15 protein-coding genes and 1 pseudogene are annotated in these 18,059 nt (G+C 70.9%); 5 read left to right on the top strand and 11 right to left on the bottom strand.

Features of this window, described 5'->3' with window-relative positions:
• Positions 1 to 33 precede the first annotated feature (33 nt).
• The 4 genes and pseudogenes from AC2VOK_RS07250 to ssd all read right to left on the bottom strand — a co-directional run bounded on the left by AC2VOK_RS07250 (position 34) and on the right by ssd (position 3,656).
• Positions 34 to 635: pseudogene (locus tag AC2VOK_RS07250) on the bottom strand (type II secretion system F family protein).
• Complete coding sequence (locus AC2VOK_RS07245; protein ID WP_428899857.1) at positions 632 to 1,435, bottom strand: type II secretion system F family protein; 804 nt, start codon at positions 1,433 to 1,435, stop codon at positions 632 to 634. Before AC2VOK_RS07245 ends, AC2VOK_RS07250 begins: the two are co-directional and overlap by 4 nt.
• Positions 1,432 to 2,607: a TadA family conjugal transfer-associated ATPase gene (locus AC2VOK_RS07240; protein WP_428899856.1), complete on the bottom strand. Its 1,176-nt coding sequence runs from the start codon at positions 2,605 to 2,607 to the stop codon at positions 1,432 to 1,434. The genes AC2VOK_RS07245 and AC2VOK_RS07240 overlap by 4 nt, the downstream gene beginning before the upstream one ends.
• Positions 2,604 to 3,656, bottom strand: coding sequence for a septum site-determining protein Ssd (gene ssd, locus AC2VOK_RS07235; RefSeq protein ID WP_428899872.1), 1,053 nt, complete (start codon positions 3,654 to 3,656; stop codon positions 2,604 to 2,606). The genes AC2VOK_RS07240 and ssd overlap by 4 nt, the downstream gene beginning before the upstream one ends.
• Before the next feature lie 485 nt (positions 3,657 to 4,141).
• Between ssd and AC2VOK_RS07230 the strand changes: the two genes are divergently transcribed.
• A complete protein-coding gene (locus AC2VOK_RS07230; RefSeq protein WP_428899855.1) occupies positions 4,142 to 4,999 on the top strand; it encodes an HAD-IB family hydrolase in 858 nt (285 codons plus the stop codon).
• Positions 5,000 to 5,449: 450 nt separating this feature from the next.
• On the opposite strand, the gene AC2VOK_RS07225 is transcribed toward AC2VOK_RS07230, so the two are convergent.
• Genes AC2VOK_RS07225 through AC2VOK_RS07205 form a run of 5 tightly spaced genes read right to left on the bottom strand, consistent with a single transcriptional unit; the run spans position 5,450 to position 11,274 of the window.
• The gene (locus tag AC2VOK_RS07225; protein ID WP_428899854.1) at positions 5,450 to 6,208 is read right to left on the bottom strand and encodes an oxidoreductase; all 759 of its coding nucleotides are present in this window, start codon (positions 6,206 to 6,208) and stop codon (positions 5,450 to 5,452) included.
• Complete coding sequence (locus AC2VOK_RS07220; RefSeq protein ID WP_428899853.1) at positions 6,198 to 7,856, bottom strand: dipeptide ABC transporter ATP-binding protein; 1,659 nt, start codon at positions 7,854 to 7,856, stop codon at positions 6,198 to 6,200. Before AC2VOK_RS07220 ends, AC2VOK_RS07225 begins: the two co-directional genes overlap by 11 nt.
• Positions 7,853 to 8,713 (bottom strand): ABC transporter permease, encoded by an 861-nt coding sequence (locus tag AC2VOK_RS07215; RefSeq protein WP_428899852.1) that lies wholly within the window; start codon positions 8,711 to 8,713, stop codon positions 7,853 to 7,855. Before AC2VOK_RS07215 ends, AC2VOK_RS07220 begins: the two co-directional genes overlap by 4 nt.
• Positions 8,706 to 9,632, bottom strand: coding sequence for an ABC transporter permease (locus AC2VOK_RS07210; RefSeq protein WP_428899851.1), 927 nt, complete (start codon positions 9,630 to 9,632; stop codon positions 8,706 to 8,708). The genes AC2VOK_RS07215 and AC2VOK_RS07210 overlap by 8 nt, the downstream gene beginning before the upstream one ends.
• 4 nt (positions 9,633 to 9,636) lie before the next feature.
• Positions 9,637 to 11,274: a peptide ABC transporter substrate-binding protein gene (locus AC2VOK_RS07205; protein ID WP_428899850.1), complete on the bottom strand. Its 1,638-nt coding sequence runs from the start codon at positions 11,272 to 11,274 to the stop codon at positions 9,637 to 9,639.
• A gap of 220 nt (positions 11,275 to 11,494) precedes the next feature.
• On the opposite strand from AC2VOK_RS07205, the gene acs reads away from it, so the two are divergent.
• Positions 11,495 to 13,459 (top strand): acetate--CoA ligase, encoded by a 1,965-nt coding sequence (acs, locus tag AC2VOK_RS07200; protein WP_428899849.1) that lies wholly within the window; start codon positions 11,495 to 11,497, stop codon positions 13,457 to 13,459.
• Position 13,460: 1 nt separating this feature from the next.
• Here acs and AC2VOK_RS07195 read toward each other — a convergent pair whose 3' ends face one another.
• Positions 13,461 to 14,159: a S1 family peptidase gene (locus tag AC2VOK_RS07195; protein ID WP_428899848.1), complete on the bottom strand. Its 699-nt coding sequence runs from the start codon at positions 14,157 to 14,159 to the stop codon at positions 13,461 to 13,463.
• Between the two features lie 391 nt (positions 14,160 to 14,550).
• On the opposite strand from AC2VOK_RS07195, the gene AC2VOK_RS07190 reads away from it, so the two are divergent.
• From AC2VOK_RS07190 to AC2VOK_RS07180, 3 genes are all read left to right on the top strand, one after another.
• Positions 14,551 to 15,204: a cutinase family protein gene (locus tag AC2VOK_RS07190; RefSeq protein WP_428899871.1), complete on the top strand. Its 654-nt coding sequence runs from the start codon at positions 14,551 to 14,553 to the stop codon at positions 15,202 to 15,204.
• A gap of 143 nt (positions 15,205 to 15,347) precedes the next feature.
• On the top strand, positions 15,348 to 15,908 hold the full coding sequence (locus tag AC2VOK_RS07185) for a phage holin family protein (RefSeq protein WP_428899847.1): 561 nt from the start codon (positions 15,348 to 15,350) through the stop codon (positions 15,906 to 15,908).
• Positions 15,909 to 16,868: an alpha/beta fold hydrolase gene (locus AC2VOK_RS07180; RefSeq protein WP_428899846.1), complete on the top strand. Its 960-nt coding sequence runs from the start codon at positions 15,909 to 15,911 to the stop codon at positions 16,866 to 16,868.
• Here the strand turns inward: AC2VOK_RS07180 and marP are convergent.
• Positions 16,861 to 18,054, bottom strand: coding sequence for an acid resistance serine protease MarP (gene marP / locus AC2VOK_RS07175; protein ID WP_428899845.1), 1,194 nt, complete (start codon positions 18,052 to 18,054; stop codon positions 16,861 to 16,863). The two genes, AC2VOK_RS07180 and marP, sit on opposite strands and share 8 nt — an antisense overlap.
• Between the last annotated feature and the right edge of the window lie 5 nt (positions 18,055 to 18,059).

The raw sequence follows: 18,059 nt of genomic DNA, 5'->3' as shown, positions 1-18,059 counted from the left end.
GGCCAACAATGTTTTTCCTTCCTCGTTCACTTCTCACAGCAGACCCGACTGCAGGACGTTGTGCGCCAGCCCGGCCACCACCGGAACGACGCCCAGACAGAAGAACGCCGGCAGGAAACACAGCCCGAGCGGCCCGGCGATCAAGACCCCGGCGCGCTCGGCGGCCGCGGCGGCCGCGTGCACGGCGTCGTGGCGGGACTGGTCGGCCAGTTCGGCGACTCCGCCGGCTAGCGCCGCGCCGGAGGCCGCCGAACGCCGCGCCAGTCGCAGCAGCGCATCGGTCTGCGCGTCGGGCGCCCCGACCGGTGAAACCGCCGAAACCGACCACGCCACCGCGGGATCGGCGCCGAGCGCCAGCAGGTCGGCGGCGCGGCGCAACACCGCCGACAGCGCGGGCGGGGCGGATCCGGCGGTGGCCGCCGCGGCAGCCGGCACCGCCATGCCCGCCGCCAGGCACACCGACAGGATGTCGAGGCTGGAGGCGACGGCGAGCGGGTCCGACCGTGCGCCCGGGCCCGCGGCGGCCTCCGGAGCGGGCCCGGCGTCCTGGCCGGCACACCAGCACGCGCCCGCACCAGCGCCGGGCCGGGGCCAACCCACAGCGCCACGGCCAGCAGCACCGCCGCGGCATTCATCCGAACAGCCGATCGGTGATGCGATCCGACCACAGCAGCCCCCCGCACGCCAGCGTCGAACCGGCAACCAACAGCCATCCCCCCACGTGCCCGCCCAGCAGGAAACTCAGTGGACGCGCGCCGATCAGCTCACCGAGAAGCACCCCCGGCACCGGGAGCCCGGCCAGGATGGCGGCGGTGGCGCGCGCGCCCGCCATACCCGCCCCCACTCGCGTCGAGAACCGTTGCCGCTCGGCGATATCGCGCTGCGCGGCGCGCAGCAGGGTGGCTATCGCCAGCCCGTGCTCGCCGGCGAGCTGCCAGCACACCGCGAGTCGATCCCAGTGCGCGGGCAGCGACGACGAACCCGCCGCGGCGCGCAGGCCGGCAGCGACGTCGGCGCCCAGCCGGGCCCGCGCCGCGACCGCGCGCAGCGACACCGCGACCGGGCCGGCGGTCTCGTCGGCGGCGACACCGAACGCACGCACCGGATGAGAACCCACCCGCAGTTCGCCGACGACGACGTCGAAGGCGGTTTCCAGCATCCGGCCCTCGTCCATGGCTTGCCGGATGCGGCGACGGCGGCGGTGACGCAGGACCGCCGTGACGCCCAGGACCGCGCCGGCCAGGACCGTCGTGACCGGCAACGCCACGGCGGCCGCGACCGCGATGCCCGCGACGACGCACCCGGCCGCGCTCGGTCCGGGCAGCCCGGCCCGCCGGCGGCCGACCGCACCCCGGGAGAGGCGGCGGTGCGACGACCCGGGCAGCGCCAGCAGCGCCAACGCCAGCAGCAGCGCCCCGAGAACTGGCCCGCTCATGCCGGCATCCGGTCGCGCAGCAGCCGACGCAGCTCGTCGGCACCCTCTGTGTGTCCCCGACCCGCGCGCCACGCCGCGACCGCCCGAACCCGGCCGTCCGCGGGGCGCAGCACGGCGATCTCGGTCAGCCTGCGAGCGCCGGCCCCGTCACGGGCCACGTGCAGCAGCACCTGCACCGCGGCGGCCAGCTGGCTGTGCAGCGCGGCCTGATCGAGACCGCCGAGCGCCGCCAGCGCCTCCAGCCGGGCGGGAACCTCCGAGGGGTTGTTGGCGTGCACGGTGCCCGCCCCACCGTCATGACCGGTGTTCAGCGCGGCCAGCAGATCAACGACCTCGGCGCCCCGCACCTCCCCGACGACGATGCGGTCGGGCCGCATGCGCAGCGCCTGCCGGACGAGTTGGCGCACCGGGACCTCGCCGACACCTTCGACGTTCGCGCAACGCGCGACCAGCTTGACCACGTGCGGGTGCCGGGGCGCCAGCTCGGCGGCGTCCTCGACGCAGACGATCCGCTCGGTGGGCGCGACCGCACCCAGCATCGCCGCCAGCAACGTCGTCTTGCCTGCCCCGGTGCCGCCGCACACCAGGAATGCCAACCGGGCGGCGATGACGGCAGTCACCAGCTCGGCGGCCTCGGGGTCGATCGTGCCCGCCGCGGCCAGGGCCGCCAGGTCCTGGGTGGCGGGCCGCAACACGCGCAGCGACAGGCAGGTGCCCGCGGGCGCCACCGGTGGCAGCACCGCGTGCAGACGCACCGCGACCCGTGCGCCACCGACTCCGGTGAGCTGCCCGTCCACCCACGGCTGGGCGTCGTCGAGACGCCGGCCCGCGGCCAACGCCAGGCGCTGGGCCAACCGCCGCACCGCGGCCTCGTCGGAGAATCGGATCCCCGCGCGGCGCAGGCCGTTCCCGTCATCGACCCACACCGCGTCCGGTGCGGTCACCAGGACGTCGGTCGTGTCGTCCGCGCGCAGCAGGGGTTCGAGGATGCCGGCACCGGTCAGTTCGGTCTCGAGCACCCGGAGATGGGCCAGCACCTCGGTGTCCCCGAGCATGCCGCCGGATTCGGCGCGGATCGCGGCGGCGACCGCCTCGGGCCGCAGCGGGGACCACAGCGAAGCGGTCTCGGCGGCCAGCCGCTCACGTACGCGTTCGATCAGGGAGCCGTTCACGCCGCCCTGCCGATCTGGGGCGACCCCGCCCGGGACAACACGGCAAGCACCCGGCGCGCCGCGGCCGTCAGCGGCGACCGCCGCCCGGGTCGCAGGCCGCCACGCTCGAGCTGATCGGCGAGTTGCGGCTGAGCCCGCATCGCCGCGAGCAGCGGCAGGCCGGTGACCTCGGCGACCTCGGTGGCCCGCAAGCCGCCCGGCGCCGGGCCGCGCACCACCAGGCCGACGTTGGGGTTGAGCGCCGTCAACGACTCCGCCATCGCGGCGGTGGCCGCGCACCCGCGCACGTGGCAGGGGCTGACCACCACGACGAGATCGGCCGCATCGAGTGCGGCCTGCGCCGCATCGGCGGGACGACGCGGCAGGTCGCACACCACGGTGACCGCCCCGCGCCGGCCCGCATCGATGACGGCGTCGACCGGCCCGGGCTCGAGGTCGTAGGCGCGCCGGGTGCCGGACAGCACGCTGATACCCCGATACCGGGGCAGGGCATCACGCACGGCCGGCCAGGTCAGCCGGCCGCCCTGCAATGCCAGGTCGGGCCAGCGCAGGCCCGGTGTGGCCTCACAACCCACCAGCAGATCGAGTCCACCGCCCCACGGATCGAGGTCCACCAGCAGCGCGCCGGCCGCCGCGTGCGCCAGGGCGGTCGCGAACAGCGAGGCGCCCGCCCCGCCACACCCCCCGACGACGGCGACCACGTCGCCGCGCACGCCGTCATCGCGCACCGCTTCCACGGCGTCGGCGAGTCCGCGGATCAGCTCGTGATCCTGCCCGGGCAGCCGCAGCACCCGTTCGGCTCCGGCCGCGATGGCCGCCGACCACGTCGCCGTGGCGGGTTCGCCGGCGGTCACCACGAACACACGGGCGCGCCGGGGCAGCCCCACCTGCCCGCACCCTTGCGCCGCCGCCTCGTCGAGCAGCACCGCGGCGGCGGCCGCCCAGTTCTTACGGCTCACCGCCGGTGCTCCACCCGCGTACACGATCCGGACTCCGACGGCCGCGGCCATCCGGTCCAGCTCGGCGCGCAACGACGGCTCGGTCAACACCGCCAACACGGCCGGCGCCCCGGCGCTGCGTGCAGTACTGGTCACGCATCCACCGTGCAGGGCGGCGATCGTGGGACAACAGTCCCAAAGCCGCATTTGTGGATAGAGACGCCACTGTGCACAACCATGACCGAGGCGCGTGCACACCGCGGCGGAATACGCACTCACCCGCAACGTGCGGAAGAATCGGCCAGGCCGGCCGGCAAGGAGATTTCCCACCCCAGAAAAGGGACGACCCCCGCCAGGGGGGGAGGAGGCGAGGGTCGTCGTGTATCAGCCCCGGGGGGTCGGGCTGATACACCCTCGGCTCACGCCGAGTGATGCTTACTATACACACGACAGTGCCGACCAACGCAAGTGGTTGTTCCATCGAGATCACATGTTGGGACGCAAAGACACTGCTCACCCGCGCAGAGTGGACTTGCCGCCCGCTGTTTTCGGTGCAACGCCCCGGCACCGTCCGATCCCCCACCTATGCTGAGTCGGTGACCGTCTCCGATCCGGCCGCGCAGCAGCAGGCAACACCGACAGCGAGTGCGAGTGGCTCTCCGCAGCCCCGCACCGCCGCTTTCTTCGACGTGGACAAGACGATCATCGCCAAGTCCAGCACACTGGCATTCAGCAAACCCTTCTTCGATCAAGGTCTGCTCAACCGCCGCGCGGTACTCAAGTCCAGCTACGCCCAGTTCATTTTCCTGCTCTCCGGCGCCGATCATGACCAGATGGACCGGATGCGCGCTCACATGACGAACATGTGCACCGGCTGGGACGTGGAACAGGTCCGGGCGATCGTCAACGAGACCCTGCACGACATCGTGACCCCGCTGGTCTTCGCCGAAGCCGCGGACCTGATCGCGGCGCACAAGTTGTTCGGCCGCGACGTCGTGCTGGTTTCGGCGTCCGGCGAGGAGATCGTCGCACCGATCGCCCGGGCGCTGGGCGCCACCCACGCGATGGCGACGCGCATGGTCGTCGAGGACGGCAAGTACACCGGCGAGATCGCGTTCTACTGCTACGGCCAGGGCAAGGTGCAGGCGATCAAGGAGTTGGCCGCCCGAGAGGGCTACCCGCTGGAACACTGCTACGCCTACTCCGACTCCATCACCGACCTGCCCATGCTGGAGGCCGTCGGCCATCCCAGCGTGGTCAATCCCGACCGCAGCCTGCGCAAGGAAGCCATCGATCGCGGATGGCCGGTGCTGGCGTTCTCCCGGCCGGTGTCGCTGCGCGACCGGATCCCCGCCCCGTCGGGCGCCGCGATCGCCACCACTGTCGCGGTGGGGATCAGCGCGCTGGCCGCCGGGGCGGTCACCTACTCGCTGCTGCGCCGCTTCGGCATCTGAGCGGGAGTGGTGGCGCGCACACCGGCCAACCCGAACATCGGGTACGTTTTCGCGATCTTTACGGACTCGGGCCTTGCCGCGCTGGAGGTCTGGTAGTACAAAGGAAACCACGGCAGCCCGGCAAGGCCTAGTTCGGTCCGGAAGAGAAGGATCGTTCTCCCGACCCGGGCACCCAGCACGGTTCTCGGCACCCACGCGGAGTCACAGCCGCGATAATGGCAAAAGTGTTGCGGGCCTGCGTAATTGCGAATCCCGAGGGGATCGACGGTCCTTTGGGTGGGACTGCAACCTGAGGCTTCGCAAGATCGCCGAGGCCAACCCACGCAGCCCACCGATGCACGCATGGTAACCGGGTTCAGTGCTGGCGGGCGGCGGGACGACAGATGTCGGACCGCCGCCCGCTTCGCGTCGTGGGACGGTTCACCCCGGCCGCAATCGGCGACCAACCGGCTATCGGCCCGGAAGGGCGTCGGCGATCGCCACCGCGTCCTGCGCGCCGGCTTGCAGTGCCCGGCAACACATCAGCAGCCACGCCCGCACCCCCTCGGAGGAGCCCTCGGCGAATCCCTCAGCCGCGTCCCGGTATTCGGCGGGCCGGCGCATCCAGGCGACCTCGGGCACCCCCAGCCCGTGCGGGTCCAGCCCGCCGGCGATCGTCACCAGCCGCGACACCGCCCGGGCCACCACGCCGTCCGCGCTGCCGAAAGGCTTGAGCGCCAACAATTCTCCGTGCGCTACCGCGGCGACCACCGGTGCCGGCACCCGGGTGCCACCGGCGACCAGGCCCGCCAGCAGCTCGAGCCGCGGCCCGACCTGCGTGCCGGCCCGCGGGCGGCCCAGCCGCTCCTCGTTCACCTGGTCGGCGGCCGCCAGCACGTGCAGGCGCGCGAGCGCCTGCAGCGGCGCCCGCCGCCAGACCCCGACCACCGGCCCCTCGCCGCCCTCCAGGGCCTGCGCCACCCGCAGCGCACCGGCCAACACCGGATCGCTGACCTGGGTGATCTCGCCCGGCTCGTCGACCTGCCCGGGTCCGCCGTCGAGCACCGACGAGGCGCGCGCCGCCCGCAGCGCGGCTTCGGCGGCGGTGACCGGCCAGCCCCGCAGGTTGGCCCGGTGCCGGTGCGCCCGGCTCAGCGCGTCGCGGGCATGGTCGCCGGCCTCGGCCACACCGGGCAGCCCCATCAGCGGGGCCAGCGGGTCATCGGTCACGGGTTCCCAACCTATCTGCGGGGGCTGGGGCGCGCGGGATGGCCTCCAGCAACTGCCGGGTGTATTCGTGGCGGGGCCGACCGAACAGCTCGTCGGTGGGCGCGCATTCCACCGCGCGGCCGGCCCGCATCACCAGCACCTCGTCGGCGATCTGGCGGATCACCGCCAGATCGTGGCTGATGAACAAGTAGGCCAGCCCGAGGTCGGCCTGCAGATCGGCCAGCAGGTCCAGGATCTGCGCCTGCACCAGGACGTCGAGCGCCGAGACCGCCTCGTCGCAGACCAGCACGTCGGGCCGAAGGGCCAGGGCCCGGGCGATCGCGACCCGCTGGCGTTGACCACCCGACAGCTCGCGGGGCAGCCGGCCCAGCACCGACGACGGCAGCGCCACCTGGTCGAGGAGGTCACGCACCGCCCGCACCCGCCCGGCGCGGTCGCCGATCCGGTGGATCCGCAGGGGTTCCTCGATGGCGCGCAACACCGTGTACCTGGGATCCAGGCTGCTGTAGGGGTTTTGGAACACCGGCTGCACCCGTCGGCGAAACGCGAGCTCGGCGTCCCGGTCCAGGGTGCCGTCGATCCGGGTGCCGCCGAACACCACCGTGCCCGCGGTCGGTTCCAGCAGCCCGAGCACCATGCGCGCCAGGGTCGACTTGCCGGATCCCGATTCTCCGGCGATCGCGAGGGTGCCCGCCCGGCGCAACCGGAACGAGACGGCGTCCACGGCCCGTGACTCGGTGCGCCGCCACGGCGCCCCCCGCGACTCGCGGTAGACCTTCGTCAGCCCGGAGACGACGAGGATGTCGCCTCCTGCATCGACGCCCGTCCTGCGGTGCGGGCTGCGGACCGTCAGCGAGGGGGCCGCGGCCACCAGCCGCCGGGTGTACTCGTGCTGCGGATTTTGCAGGATCATTGCTGCGGCACCGGATTCCACGACGGCGCCGCGGTGCACGACGACCACCGACTCGGCACGTTCGGCGGCCAGCGCCAAATCGTGGGTGATCAGCAGCACAGCGGTGCCGCGCTGCTCGGTGAGACGCTGCAGGTGGTCGAGTACCTGCCGCTGGACGGTGACGTCCAGCGCGGACGTCGGCTCGTCGGCGATCAGCAGCCGCGGGTCCCCGGCCAGCGCGATCGCGATCAGCGCCCGCTGGCACATGCCACCCGAGAGCTGGTGTGGGTAACTGCCGGCCTGTTGCTCCGGGTTCGGCATCCCCGCCTCGCCGAGCAACTCCACTGTGCGCCGTCGCGCCGCTCGGCTTCCGGCGTTGGCCCGCAACGCTTCCCGGATCTGGAATCCGACGCTCCAGACGGGGTTGAGGTTGGTCATCGGGTCCTGGGGCACGTAGCCGATCGAGCGTCCCCGGATCGACCGAAGCAGCCGGCGACCGGCCCCGCGAGCCCCGCGACCGGCTGAAGCGACGTCCTGCCCGCCGAACACGATGCGCCCGGCCGTGATTCGCCCGCCGGGCGGCAGCAGCCCGAGGATGGCGGCCGCCGTGGTGGACTTCCCCGAGCCCGACTCACCCACGATGGCGACGGTCTGCCCGGGCAGCACGCTCAGGTCCAGCCCGCGCACCACCGGCCGGTCACCGAAACTGACCTGCAGGCCCTCTACCGACAGCAGCGGCGGCGACGCGGCGCTCACGGCTGCCGCGCCCGTGACGCCGGGTCCAGCGCGTCGCGCAACGCGTCGCCCATCATCATGAAGGCCAGCACCGTGACCGCCAGCGCACCGGCCGGATAGAACAAGATGGGCGAGCCCGACCGCAGGCGGGTCTGCGCGACGCTGATGTCGCCGCCCCAGGACACCACCGACGCCGGAAGCCCGACTCCGAGGTAGGACAACGTGGCCTCGGTGACGATGAACAGGCCCAGGGCGATGGTGGCCACCGCGACCACCGGGCCCAGGGCATTGGGCAGGGCGTGTCGTAGAAGTATCTGAAAATTGTTCATTCCCAATGCCTTGGCCGCAAGGACATAGTCGGCGGCCCGGACCTCCAGCACCGCGCCGCGCGCGATCCGGGCGATCTGCGGCCAGCCGAACAGGGCCAGGATCGCGATCACCGTCCACACCGTGCGCTGGCGCAGGACACCCATCAGCACGATGGCGGCCAACAGCAGTGGCAGGCCGAAGAACACGTCGGTGACCCGTGAGACCACCGCGTCCACCCAGCCACCGTAGAACCCGGCCACCGCGCCCAGTGCACCGCCGACGACGAACACCGCCAGGCTGGCCCCGAGCCCGACGGTGACCGAGGCCCGCGCCCCGTAGACGGTGCGCGCGTAGATATCGTGGCCCTGCAGGTCGGTGCCGAACCAGTGAGCCGCCGACGGGGGCAGCAGGCTCTGGGCGGGGTCGGCATACGCGGGGTCTGCCGAGGTGAACAAACCGGGGAACGCGGCGACGCCGAGAATCACCAGGATCAGGGCGGCCGCGAGCACGAACGTGGGACGCCGCCGCAGCCCGCCCCAGGTGGCGCGCCAGAATCCGCCCTCACCCATACCGGATCCGCGGGTCCAGGGCGGCGTAGAGCAGATCCACGGCCAGGTTGGTGGCCAGGTAGATCAGCACCAGCACCGTCACGATCGACACCACCGTCGGCGCCTCCTGCCGGGTGACCGCCTGATACAGCACGCCACCGACGCCGTGGATGTTGAAGATCCCCTCGGTCACCATCGCCCCACCCATCAGCGCCCCCAGGTCGGCGCCCAGGAACGTCACCACCGGGATCAGCGAGTTACGCAGGATGTGCACCGTCACGACGCGGGGCCGGGACAGGCCCTTGGCGGTGGCGGTGCGGACGTAGTCGGTGTGGGCGTTGGCCGCCACGGCCGAACGGGTCAACCGCAGCACATACGCGAACGACACCGACCCCAGGACGATCCCGGGCAGCAGCAGGCGAGCGAACGTCGACCGTTCGCCCACCGTGACCGGTGCGATGCCCAGCCAGATGCCGAACACGAACTGGGCCAGGAACCCCAGCACGAAGATCGGGATCGCGATCAGGACCAGCCCACCCAGCAGCGCCGTGGCATCGAGCATGCTGCCCTGGCGCAGGCCGGCGACCACCCCGAGGCCCACACCCAGTACCGCCTCGACGAAAAGCGCGATCAACGCCAGCCGAACGGTGACCGGAAACGCATGCGCCAGAACGTCGCTCACCGGCAGTCCGGAGTAGGAGCGGCCCAGGTCGCCGCGCAGCACGCCCCCCAGGTAGCGCAGGTACTGCAGCAGGAACGGGTCGTCGAGGTGATAGCGGGCCCGCAGCTGCGCGGCCACCTCCGGTGTCAGCGGGCGGTCCCCGGCGATCGCGGCCACCGGGTCACCGGGCAGCAGGAAAACCATGCCGTAGATGAGCAGCGTGGCCCCGAGGAAGACGGGCACCATGGCGGCGATCCGGCGTGCGACGTACCAGCTCATCTCGTCACGCCTTGACGATGCGCTCGTAGTCGGGCAGGCCGTTCCAGGTGACCGCGACTCCGCTCACCTGCGACGACCACCCCACCACGCCGATGTAGTCCCACAGCGGGACGACGGGCATGTCGTGCAACAGGATTCGCTGCGCATCGTTGGCCAGCGCATCGGCCTGCCGCAGCTCGGGTGCGGCTTCGGCGGCCGTCAGCGCCGCGTCGAACTTGGCGCTGGAGTAGCCGACATCGTTGGATCCCGCCCCGGTGACGAACAGCGGGGCGAGGAACTCGATCAGCGACGGGTAATCGCCCTGCCATCCGGCACGGAAGGCGCTGCCGATGGTGCGGTTGGTGATCTGGGTGCGGAACCCGGCGAACGTCGGCTGCGGCGCCCCGAGTGAGTCGATGCCCAGCACGTTCTTGATGCTGTTGGCCACGGCGTCCACCCACTCCCGATGGCCGGCGTCGGCGTTGTAGGCGATCTCGTAGCGGCCGCTCCACGCCGACATCTCGTCGGCCTGGGCCCAGAGTGTGCGCGCCCGGTCGGGGTTGAAGTCCAGCACGTCGTTGCCGGGCAGGTTCGGATCGAACCCCGGCAGCGAACGGGCGGTGAAATCACTTGCCGGGCTGCGGGTTCCGGCGAAGATCTGCCGGCAGATCTGCGGCCGGTTGATGGCGGCCGACAACGCCAGGCGCCGCAACCGGCCCTCCTCACCGCCGAAATGCGGCAACCGCAGCGGTGTGTCGAGGGTCTGGTTGATCGCCGCCGGGCCGGCGGCGACGCGGTCACCCAGGTCGCGTGTGTAGATCGGCAACGCGCTGGGCGGCATCGTGTCCAGGACGTCGAGGTTGCCCGACAGCAGATCGGCATAGGCGGTGTCGAGGTTGGAGTAGAACTCGAACCGCAGCCCCTTGTTGTGGGGCTTGCGGTTGCCGTGGTAGCCGGGGTTGGGCCGCAGGTCGATTCGGACGTTGTGCTCCCAGGCCGGGCCGCCCGGGCCGTCGGCAAGTTGGTAGGGCCCGTCGCCGACGGGGTGGCGGCCGAAAGCGGCCATGTCGCGGAATGCCGCGGCCGGTAGCGGATAGAAGGAGCTGTGGCCCAGCCGCAGTTCGAAGTCGATGGTCGGCGCCTTCAACCGCACGGTGAACTGCAGATCGTCGACCACGTGCAGCCCGGACATCGTCGTCGGCCCCGGCGTGCCGGCTGCCCGGCCGGCGACGTCGTCGAACCCCTCGATCGGGCTGAAAAAGCTCTGTTGCAGTTGAGCGTTGGCGCCCGACGCCCCGTAGTTCCACGCGTCGACGAAGGAGTGGGCGGTCACCGGGGAGCCGTCGGTGAACGTCCAGCCCGGTTTCAGGGTGATCCGGTAGTCGAGGTTGTCGGTGGTGTCGATGGAGCGGGCCACCTCCTTGGCCGGCATCCCGTGGGCGTCGTAGGACAGCAGCCCGGCGAAGATCCGGTCGATGATCCTGCCGCCGTTGCTGTCGTTGGTGCCGGTCGGGACGAGCGGGTTCGGCGGTTCCCCGCCGTTGACCACCACCAGGTCGGGGCTCAGGATCCCGCCGCCGCATCCGGCCAGCAACCCGGCCGAGGGCACGAGCGCCAGCATTGCGGCGGCGAACAGCACCAGCCGTTCCCGCATCCGACGCATGACACCCGACCTTAAGCGAAGACCGGCGGCGCCGGCCACGCAACCGGCGACGGCCGCGGCGACACATTGCAGCACCGATGCCCATCCACCGCGGCAGACCCTGGACCCGGCAATGGCGTGCGCGGCCGTATCATCGCGGGGTCAGGCTCACCAGACGGTTGATGCACCGATCCGAGGCGAATCGCGAGCCCGGCAAACGGCCGTACCTCGACCTAGGAGTATGCCAGTGACCGCCACCGGTACCGAGGGCCCCGCGTCGTATCCGCCGCCACCGCAGTTCGCCGAGCAGGCCAACGCGCATGCTCAGATGTACCGCGACGCGCAGGACGACCGGCTGGGTTTCTGGGCGGCGCAGGCCAACCGGCTGTCCTGGGCGGCGCCGTTCACCGAGGTGCTGGACTGGTCGCAGGCCCCGTTCGCCCGATGGTTCGCCGACGGCAAGCTCAACGTCGCCTACAACTGCGTGGACCGCCACGTGGAGGCAGGTCACGGCGATCGGGTCGCCATCCACTGGGAGGGCGAACCCGGGGACAGCCGCAGCCTGACGTATGCCGATCTGTACGCGCAGGTGTGCCGGGCGGCCAACGCGCTCACCCGCCTGGGCCTGGTCGCCGGCGACCGGGTCGCGATCTATCTGCCGTTGATCCCCGAAGCCGTCATCGCGATGCTGGCCTGCGCCCGGCTGGGTCTGATGCACAGCGTGGTCTTCGCCGGGTTCACCGCAAAGGCGTTGCAGGCCAGGATCGTCGACGCCCAGGCCAAGCTGCTGATCACCAGTGACGGGCAGTTCCGCCGCGGCAAACCGGCGCCACTGAAGGACGCGGCCGACGACGCGGTCGCCGACGGCCCGGACGGCCGCAGCCCGGTGCAGCACGTTCTGGTGGTGCGCCGCACCGGGATTGACGTGTCCTGGCGCGACGGCCGTGATCTGTGGTGGCACGACGTCGTCGATTCCGCAGCCTGCGAACACATCCCCGAGCCCTTCGACGCCGAGCAACCGTTGTTCCTGCTCTACACCTCGGGCACCACCGGTCAGCCCAAGGGGATCGTGCACACCACCGGCGGCTACCTCACGCAGGCGTCGTACACCCATCACTACGTCTTCGACATCAAACCCGGGACCGACGTGTTCTGGTGCACCGCCGACATCGGCTGGGTCACGGGGCACACCTACGGGGTCTACGGCCCGTTGTCCAACGGGGCCACCGAGGTGCTCTACGAGGGAACCCCCGACACGCCGACTCAGCACCGGCACTTCGAGATCATCGAAAAGTACGGCGTCACAATCTATTACACCGCGCCCACCCTGATCCGCACGTTCATGAAATGGGGACGCGAAATTCCCGACGCGCACGACCTGTCCAGCCTGCGGCTGCTCGGGTCGGTCGGCGAGCCGATCAATCCCGAGGCGTGGCGCTGGTACCGCACAGTGATCGGCGCGGACAGCCTCCCGATCGTGGACACGTGGTGGCAGACCGAAACGGGTGCGGTGATGATCTCGCCGCTGCCCGGGGTCGCGGCGACCAAGCCGGGTTCGGCAATGACGCCGTTGCCGGGCATCTCGGCCAAGATCGTCGACGATCACGGGGAGCAACTGCCGCCCGGCGCCGGCCGCGGCGAGCACGCCACCGGCTACCTGGTCCTGGATCAGCCGTGGCCGTCGATGCTGCGCGGTATCTGGGGGGACCCGCAACGCTACGCCGAGACCTACTGGTCCCGATTCGCCGAGCACGGTTGGTACTTCGCCGGCGACAGCGCCTGGTACGACGCCGACGGCGACATCTGGGTGGTGGGCCGCATCGACGACGTGATGAACGTGTCCGGGCACCGGCTGTCGACCGCCGAGGTCGAGTCGGCACTGGTCGGCCACACCGCGGTGGCGGAGGCGGCCGTCGTCGGGATGGCCGACGAGACCACCGGGCAGGCCATCTGCGCGTTCGTCGTCCTGTGCGCCGACGTGAGGACGCACGACGGGATCGTCGACGAGTTGCGCATCGAGGTGGCCCGGGAGATCTCCCCCATCGCCCGGCCGCGGGAGGTCCATGTGGTGCCGGAGCTGCCCAAGACCCGCAGCGGCAAGATCATGCGCAGACTGCTGCGCGATGTCGCCGAGAACCGCGAACTGGGCGACACCTCGACACTGCTGGATCCCGCCGTGTTGGAGGCGATCCGGACCGACCGGTAGCTCAGGCCGGCGAAATCGGCGCGAACCCGGCGCCGGCCCGGTGTTTGGCGTTGATGTCGGCCATGATCGCGCTGAACGACTGCACCACCGCCGGGGTGTGCAGCGGGACGTACTTGATGACGCAGGTCGGCAGGATGTCGGTGAAGGCTCCGTGGATCATCCCGACCAGCATGTTGTCGACGGTCACCGGCGCACCGGAGTCGCCGGGCCGGCCGCAGACCTGCATGACGATGGTGCCGGGATCCTGGCCGGGGCCCCAGGTGACGCCGCAGGAATTCCCGGTCGTGCGGCCCTGCTTGCATGCGATCTGGCCGAAGGCCGGATCCGCGCCGATACCGTCGATCTGGAAGCCGTTGAAGTCGGCCACCGGTGTCACCTTGGCGGGATCGAACTTGATCACCGCATAGTCGAGGTTGTCGTTGCCGGCGACCATGGTGCCCAGGGTGCCTCTGTTTTCGGCGGCCTCGGCGGCGACCTTGGCGCCCGGACCGCCGCAGTGCGCGGAGGTGAACCCGATCAGCTCGCCCGCGGCATCGTTGCCGATCGTCGTCAAGGTGCACATCGCGTCGCCGTTGATGACGATGCCCGCGCCGCCTCCCATCGGCACCCTGTCGTCGGCGGCCGCCGGGCCGGCCGGCGAACCGGCGACCACGAGCACGGCCACCATCGCCGCCAGGAAGCAACGGTGCACCGTCTGCAAAGCAACACTCCTATCGACCGGTCCCCAAATTTCGAGGCGCTCGGCCAGTCTAGTCGGACGGGCCACCGGAGCTGCGGGGTCGGCATACCCGACGAACAGGTTCCTAATTGCGTTCCTCCACAAAGAGGTTCGGTACCGAATTCGATGTCCCCACGGCGGGTCGTCGCTGTACAGGCCGTCGTGCGGTACCCTTCCTCATCGAAGAATGCCGAAATCCGAAGAAGATGGAAATCGAAGTAGGCGGTCGCACGAGAATGAACGAAGGCGGAAAGCCGGGCAACCCGATACACCCGACAGCGCAGAAGTTGCTGCAGCACAGGCCCACAGAGTTCTCTCAGATTGAGCGCGGTGCGAACGGGGGAATTTATTAGACATGAGTTCATCGCGCATCATGAAATTGCTGTCCGTAACCGCCGTCGCGGCCTGCGTTCAGCTCGGCGCGCCCGTGCCGTCGGTGGCCGCCGCGCCGTGCCCCGCCACGCAGGTGGTGTTCGCCCGGGGCACCGGTGAGCCGCCCGGGATCGGCCCCGTCGGCGAGTCATTCGTCAACCAGCTGCGTTCCCGCGTGGGCGCGCAGTCGCTGGGGGTGTACGCGGTCAACTACCCCGCAACCGATCAGTGGGACACCGGGCTCGACGGAGTCCGGGACGCGGGTGCGCACGTGGTCTCGATGACCAAGAACTGCCCCACGACCAAGATGGTGCTGAGCGGGTACTCGCAGGGCGCGGCGGTGATGGGCTTCGTGACCTCGCCTGTGGTGCCCGACGGTGTCGATCCCGCGACCGTACCCAAGCCGCTTGGGCCCGACGTCGCCGAGCACGTCTCCTCGGTCGTCCTGTTCGGGTTGCCGAACGAGAGGGCCATGAGCTTCCTGGGCGAGCCGCCGGTGACCATCGGCCCGCTGTACGAGCCCAAGACGATCGAGTTGTGCGCCGACAACGACCCCGTGTGCTCCGATGGGCTCGACTTCGCCATGCACAACGTGTCCGCGTACGAGGACGGCATGGTCACCAGGGGAGCCGACTACGCCGCGAGCCACCTCTGATCGACTGCTCGGTCCGCAGCCGTCGCGGCTGCGCCGCGCTTCTCGGCTGACCTCGTCCGGCGGCGCGCCGCATGGCAACATAATCCGCGACGACGCACGCCGGGCACTCGAGGCTGCCGGGGATTGAGGAAAGAGGACCGTCTGTGAGCAGAGCCGATCGCAAGAACGGTGTGCCCAGCACGCTGACCGCGATTCCGTTGACCGATCCGCACGCCCGGCCGGCCGAGCCCTCGGTCGGTGACCTGATCAAAGACGCCACCACCCAGGTGTCCACGCTGCTGCGCGCCGAGGTCGAACTGGCCCGCGCCGAGATCACCCGCGACGTCAAGAAGGGCCTCACCGGCAGCGTGTTCTTCATCGCCGCCCTGGTGGTGCTGTTCTACTCCACGTTCTTCTTCTTCTTCTTCCTCGCCGAACTGCTCGACACCTGGCTGTGGCGCTGGGTGGCGTACCTGATCGTGTTCGCGATCATGGTGGTGGTCGGGGCGTTGCTCGCGCTGCTGGGTTTTGTGAAAGTGCGCCGGATTCGTGGACCGCGCACGACGATCGAATCGGTCCGCGAGACACGCACGGCCCTGACCTCCGGTCGCGACAAGGGCCCCGCCAGGGTCCACGACAAGGGCCACGACAAGGGGGGCGCCGAGCCGCGCGGCAAGCACGAGACGCCGGGCAGCAGCACCCCCGCCGACACTTCGGGCTGGTAGGTGGCGGCTCCCGATCCGTCGATGACCCGCATCGACGGGCCGTGGCGGCATCTGGACGTGCACGCCAACGGCATTCGGTTCCATGTCGTCGAAGCGCTGGCGGCCGGGCGGGACCCGGGGAACCCGGCCACGGCACCACCGCTGGTGATGCTGCTGCACGGTTTCGGATCGTTCTGGTGGTCGTGGCGTCACCAGCTGCGCGGTCTGACCGGTGCGCGCGTGGTGGCGGTCGACCGGCGCGGCTACGGGGGCAGCGACAAGCCCCCGCGCGGCTACGACGGCTGGACGCTCGCGGGTGACACCGCGGGACTGATTCGCGCGCTCGGGCACTCCTCGGCGACCCTGATCGGCCACGCCGACGGCGGGCTGGCGTGCTGGACCACCGCGCTGCTGCATTCGCGCCTGGTGCGCGCCGTCGCGCTGATCAGCTCGCCGCATCCGGCCGCGTTGCGCCGCTCCGCCCTGAACCGGCGGGACCAGGGTTACGCGCTGCTGCCCATGCTGCTGCGCTATCAACTGCCGCTCTGGCCGGAGCGCCTGCTGACCCGGGACGACGCGGCCGAGATCGAGCGCCTCGTCACCAGCCGCAGCAGCGCGAAATGGGTTGCCTCCGAAGACTTCTCCCAAAGCATCCGCTACCTGCGCACGGCGATCCAGATCCCGGCGGCCGCGCACTGCGCCCTGGAATACCAACGCTGGGCGGTGCGCAGCCAGCTGCGCACCGAAGGCCGGCGATTCATGGCCTCGATGTCGCAACAGCTGGGTGTGCCGCTGCTACACCTGCGCGGCGATGCCGACCCCTACGTTCTGGCCGACCCGGTCGACCGGACACAGCGGTACGCCCCGCACGGGCGCTACGTATCGGTCGCCGACGCGGGGCATTTCAGCCACGAAGAGTTGCCCGCGGAAATCAACCGGCACCTGATGCGGTTCCTCGACCAGGTGCACGGAGTCAACTGACACAGGCCCCGGTGTTCACCGCCTGGGTGTCACCGATCCGGGACAGCTGCCCGGCCACCTCGTCGGCCGTCAGCACGAACCCGGTATCCGGGTCGTCGACGGCGGCGCCGAACACCACGCCGAGCACATGGCCGTCGAGGTCGATCAGCGGCCCACCCGAATTACCCTGCTCCACATTGGCTCTGATGGTGTAGACGTCACGGGTGACCGGTGTGGGATCCCGGTAGATGTCGGGGCCGGTGAGCTTGATGATCTCGCGGATCCGGGCCGGGGTCGCGGTGAAGTTGCCGCCGCCGGGATACCCCAGGATCACGACGTTGGCGCCGGTCTTGGCCTGGGTCTGGGCGAAGGCCAGCGGCGCCGGCGGCAGGTGCGGGACGGCGAGGATGGCGATGTCGACCGCGGGGTTGTAGGCCACCACGGTCGCGTCCAGCGGGTTGCCGCTGGCGTACACCTGGACGCTGTTGGACCCGGCCACCACGTGCGCGTTGGTCATCACCCGGTCGGGTGCTATGACGAATCCGCTGCCCTCGAGCACCTTTTGGCAGCTGGGCGCCAGGCTGCGCACCTTGACGACGCTCGGCGCGTCGGCCGTCACCGCCGGGTTGGTGGCCAGGGCCGGATCCGGGGACGCGACCGGGATGACCGGCGTGGAGCTGAACGGCTCGAGCACCGCCGGCAGCCCCGAGGTGTTCAGCAGCGCCGACAGCCGCTTGGGCACCGTCTTCAGCCAGGGCGGGGCGACGTCGTTGACCTGCGCGAGCACCCGCGAGCCCCGCACCGCGGCGGCCAACTCCGGCTGGTCTTTCGACTGGGTCAGCGGTGTGGCCAGCAGCCAGGCCGCGGTCAGCACGACGACGAGCTGGACGCCCACCCCGATGAAGGAGTCGACGGTCCGGATGACACGGCTGTGGATGGCTCCCCGCACCGCCCGGCCCAGCACCACACCGGCCACCTCGCCGACGACCACGAGCGCCAGGATCAGGAACAGTGCCGTGAACAGCTTGGCGCGGGGGGCGGCGATGTGACTGACGATGTGGGGCGCCAGCAGCACGCCGGCGATCGCGCCGAGCAGCACGCCGGCGAACGACAGCACAGAACCCAGGGCGCCTGAACGCCATCCCGAGACCGCCGCGATGAAGGCGACCGCCAGCACGGCGACGTCCAGCCACTGCGACGGTGTCATCGAGT

This window comes from Mycobacterium sp. TH-M116, assembly GCF_057473685.1.
The sequence above is the reverse complement of the archived record's forward strand: the minus strand, read 5'-3'. Positions and strand labels throughout refer to the sequence as shown.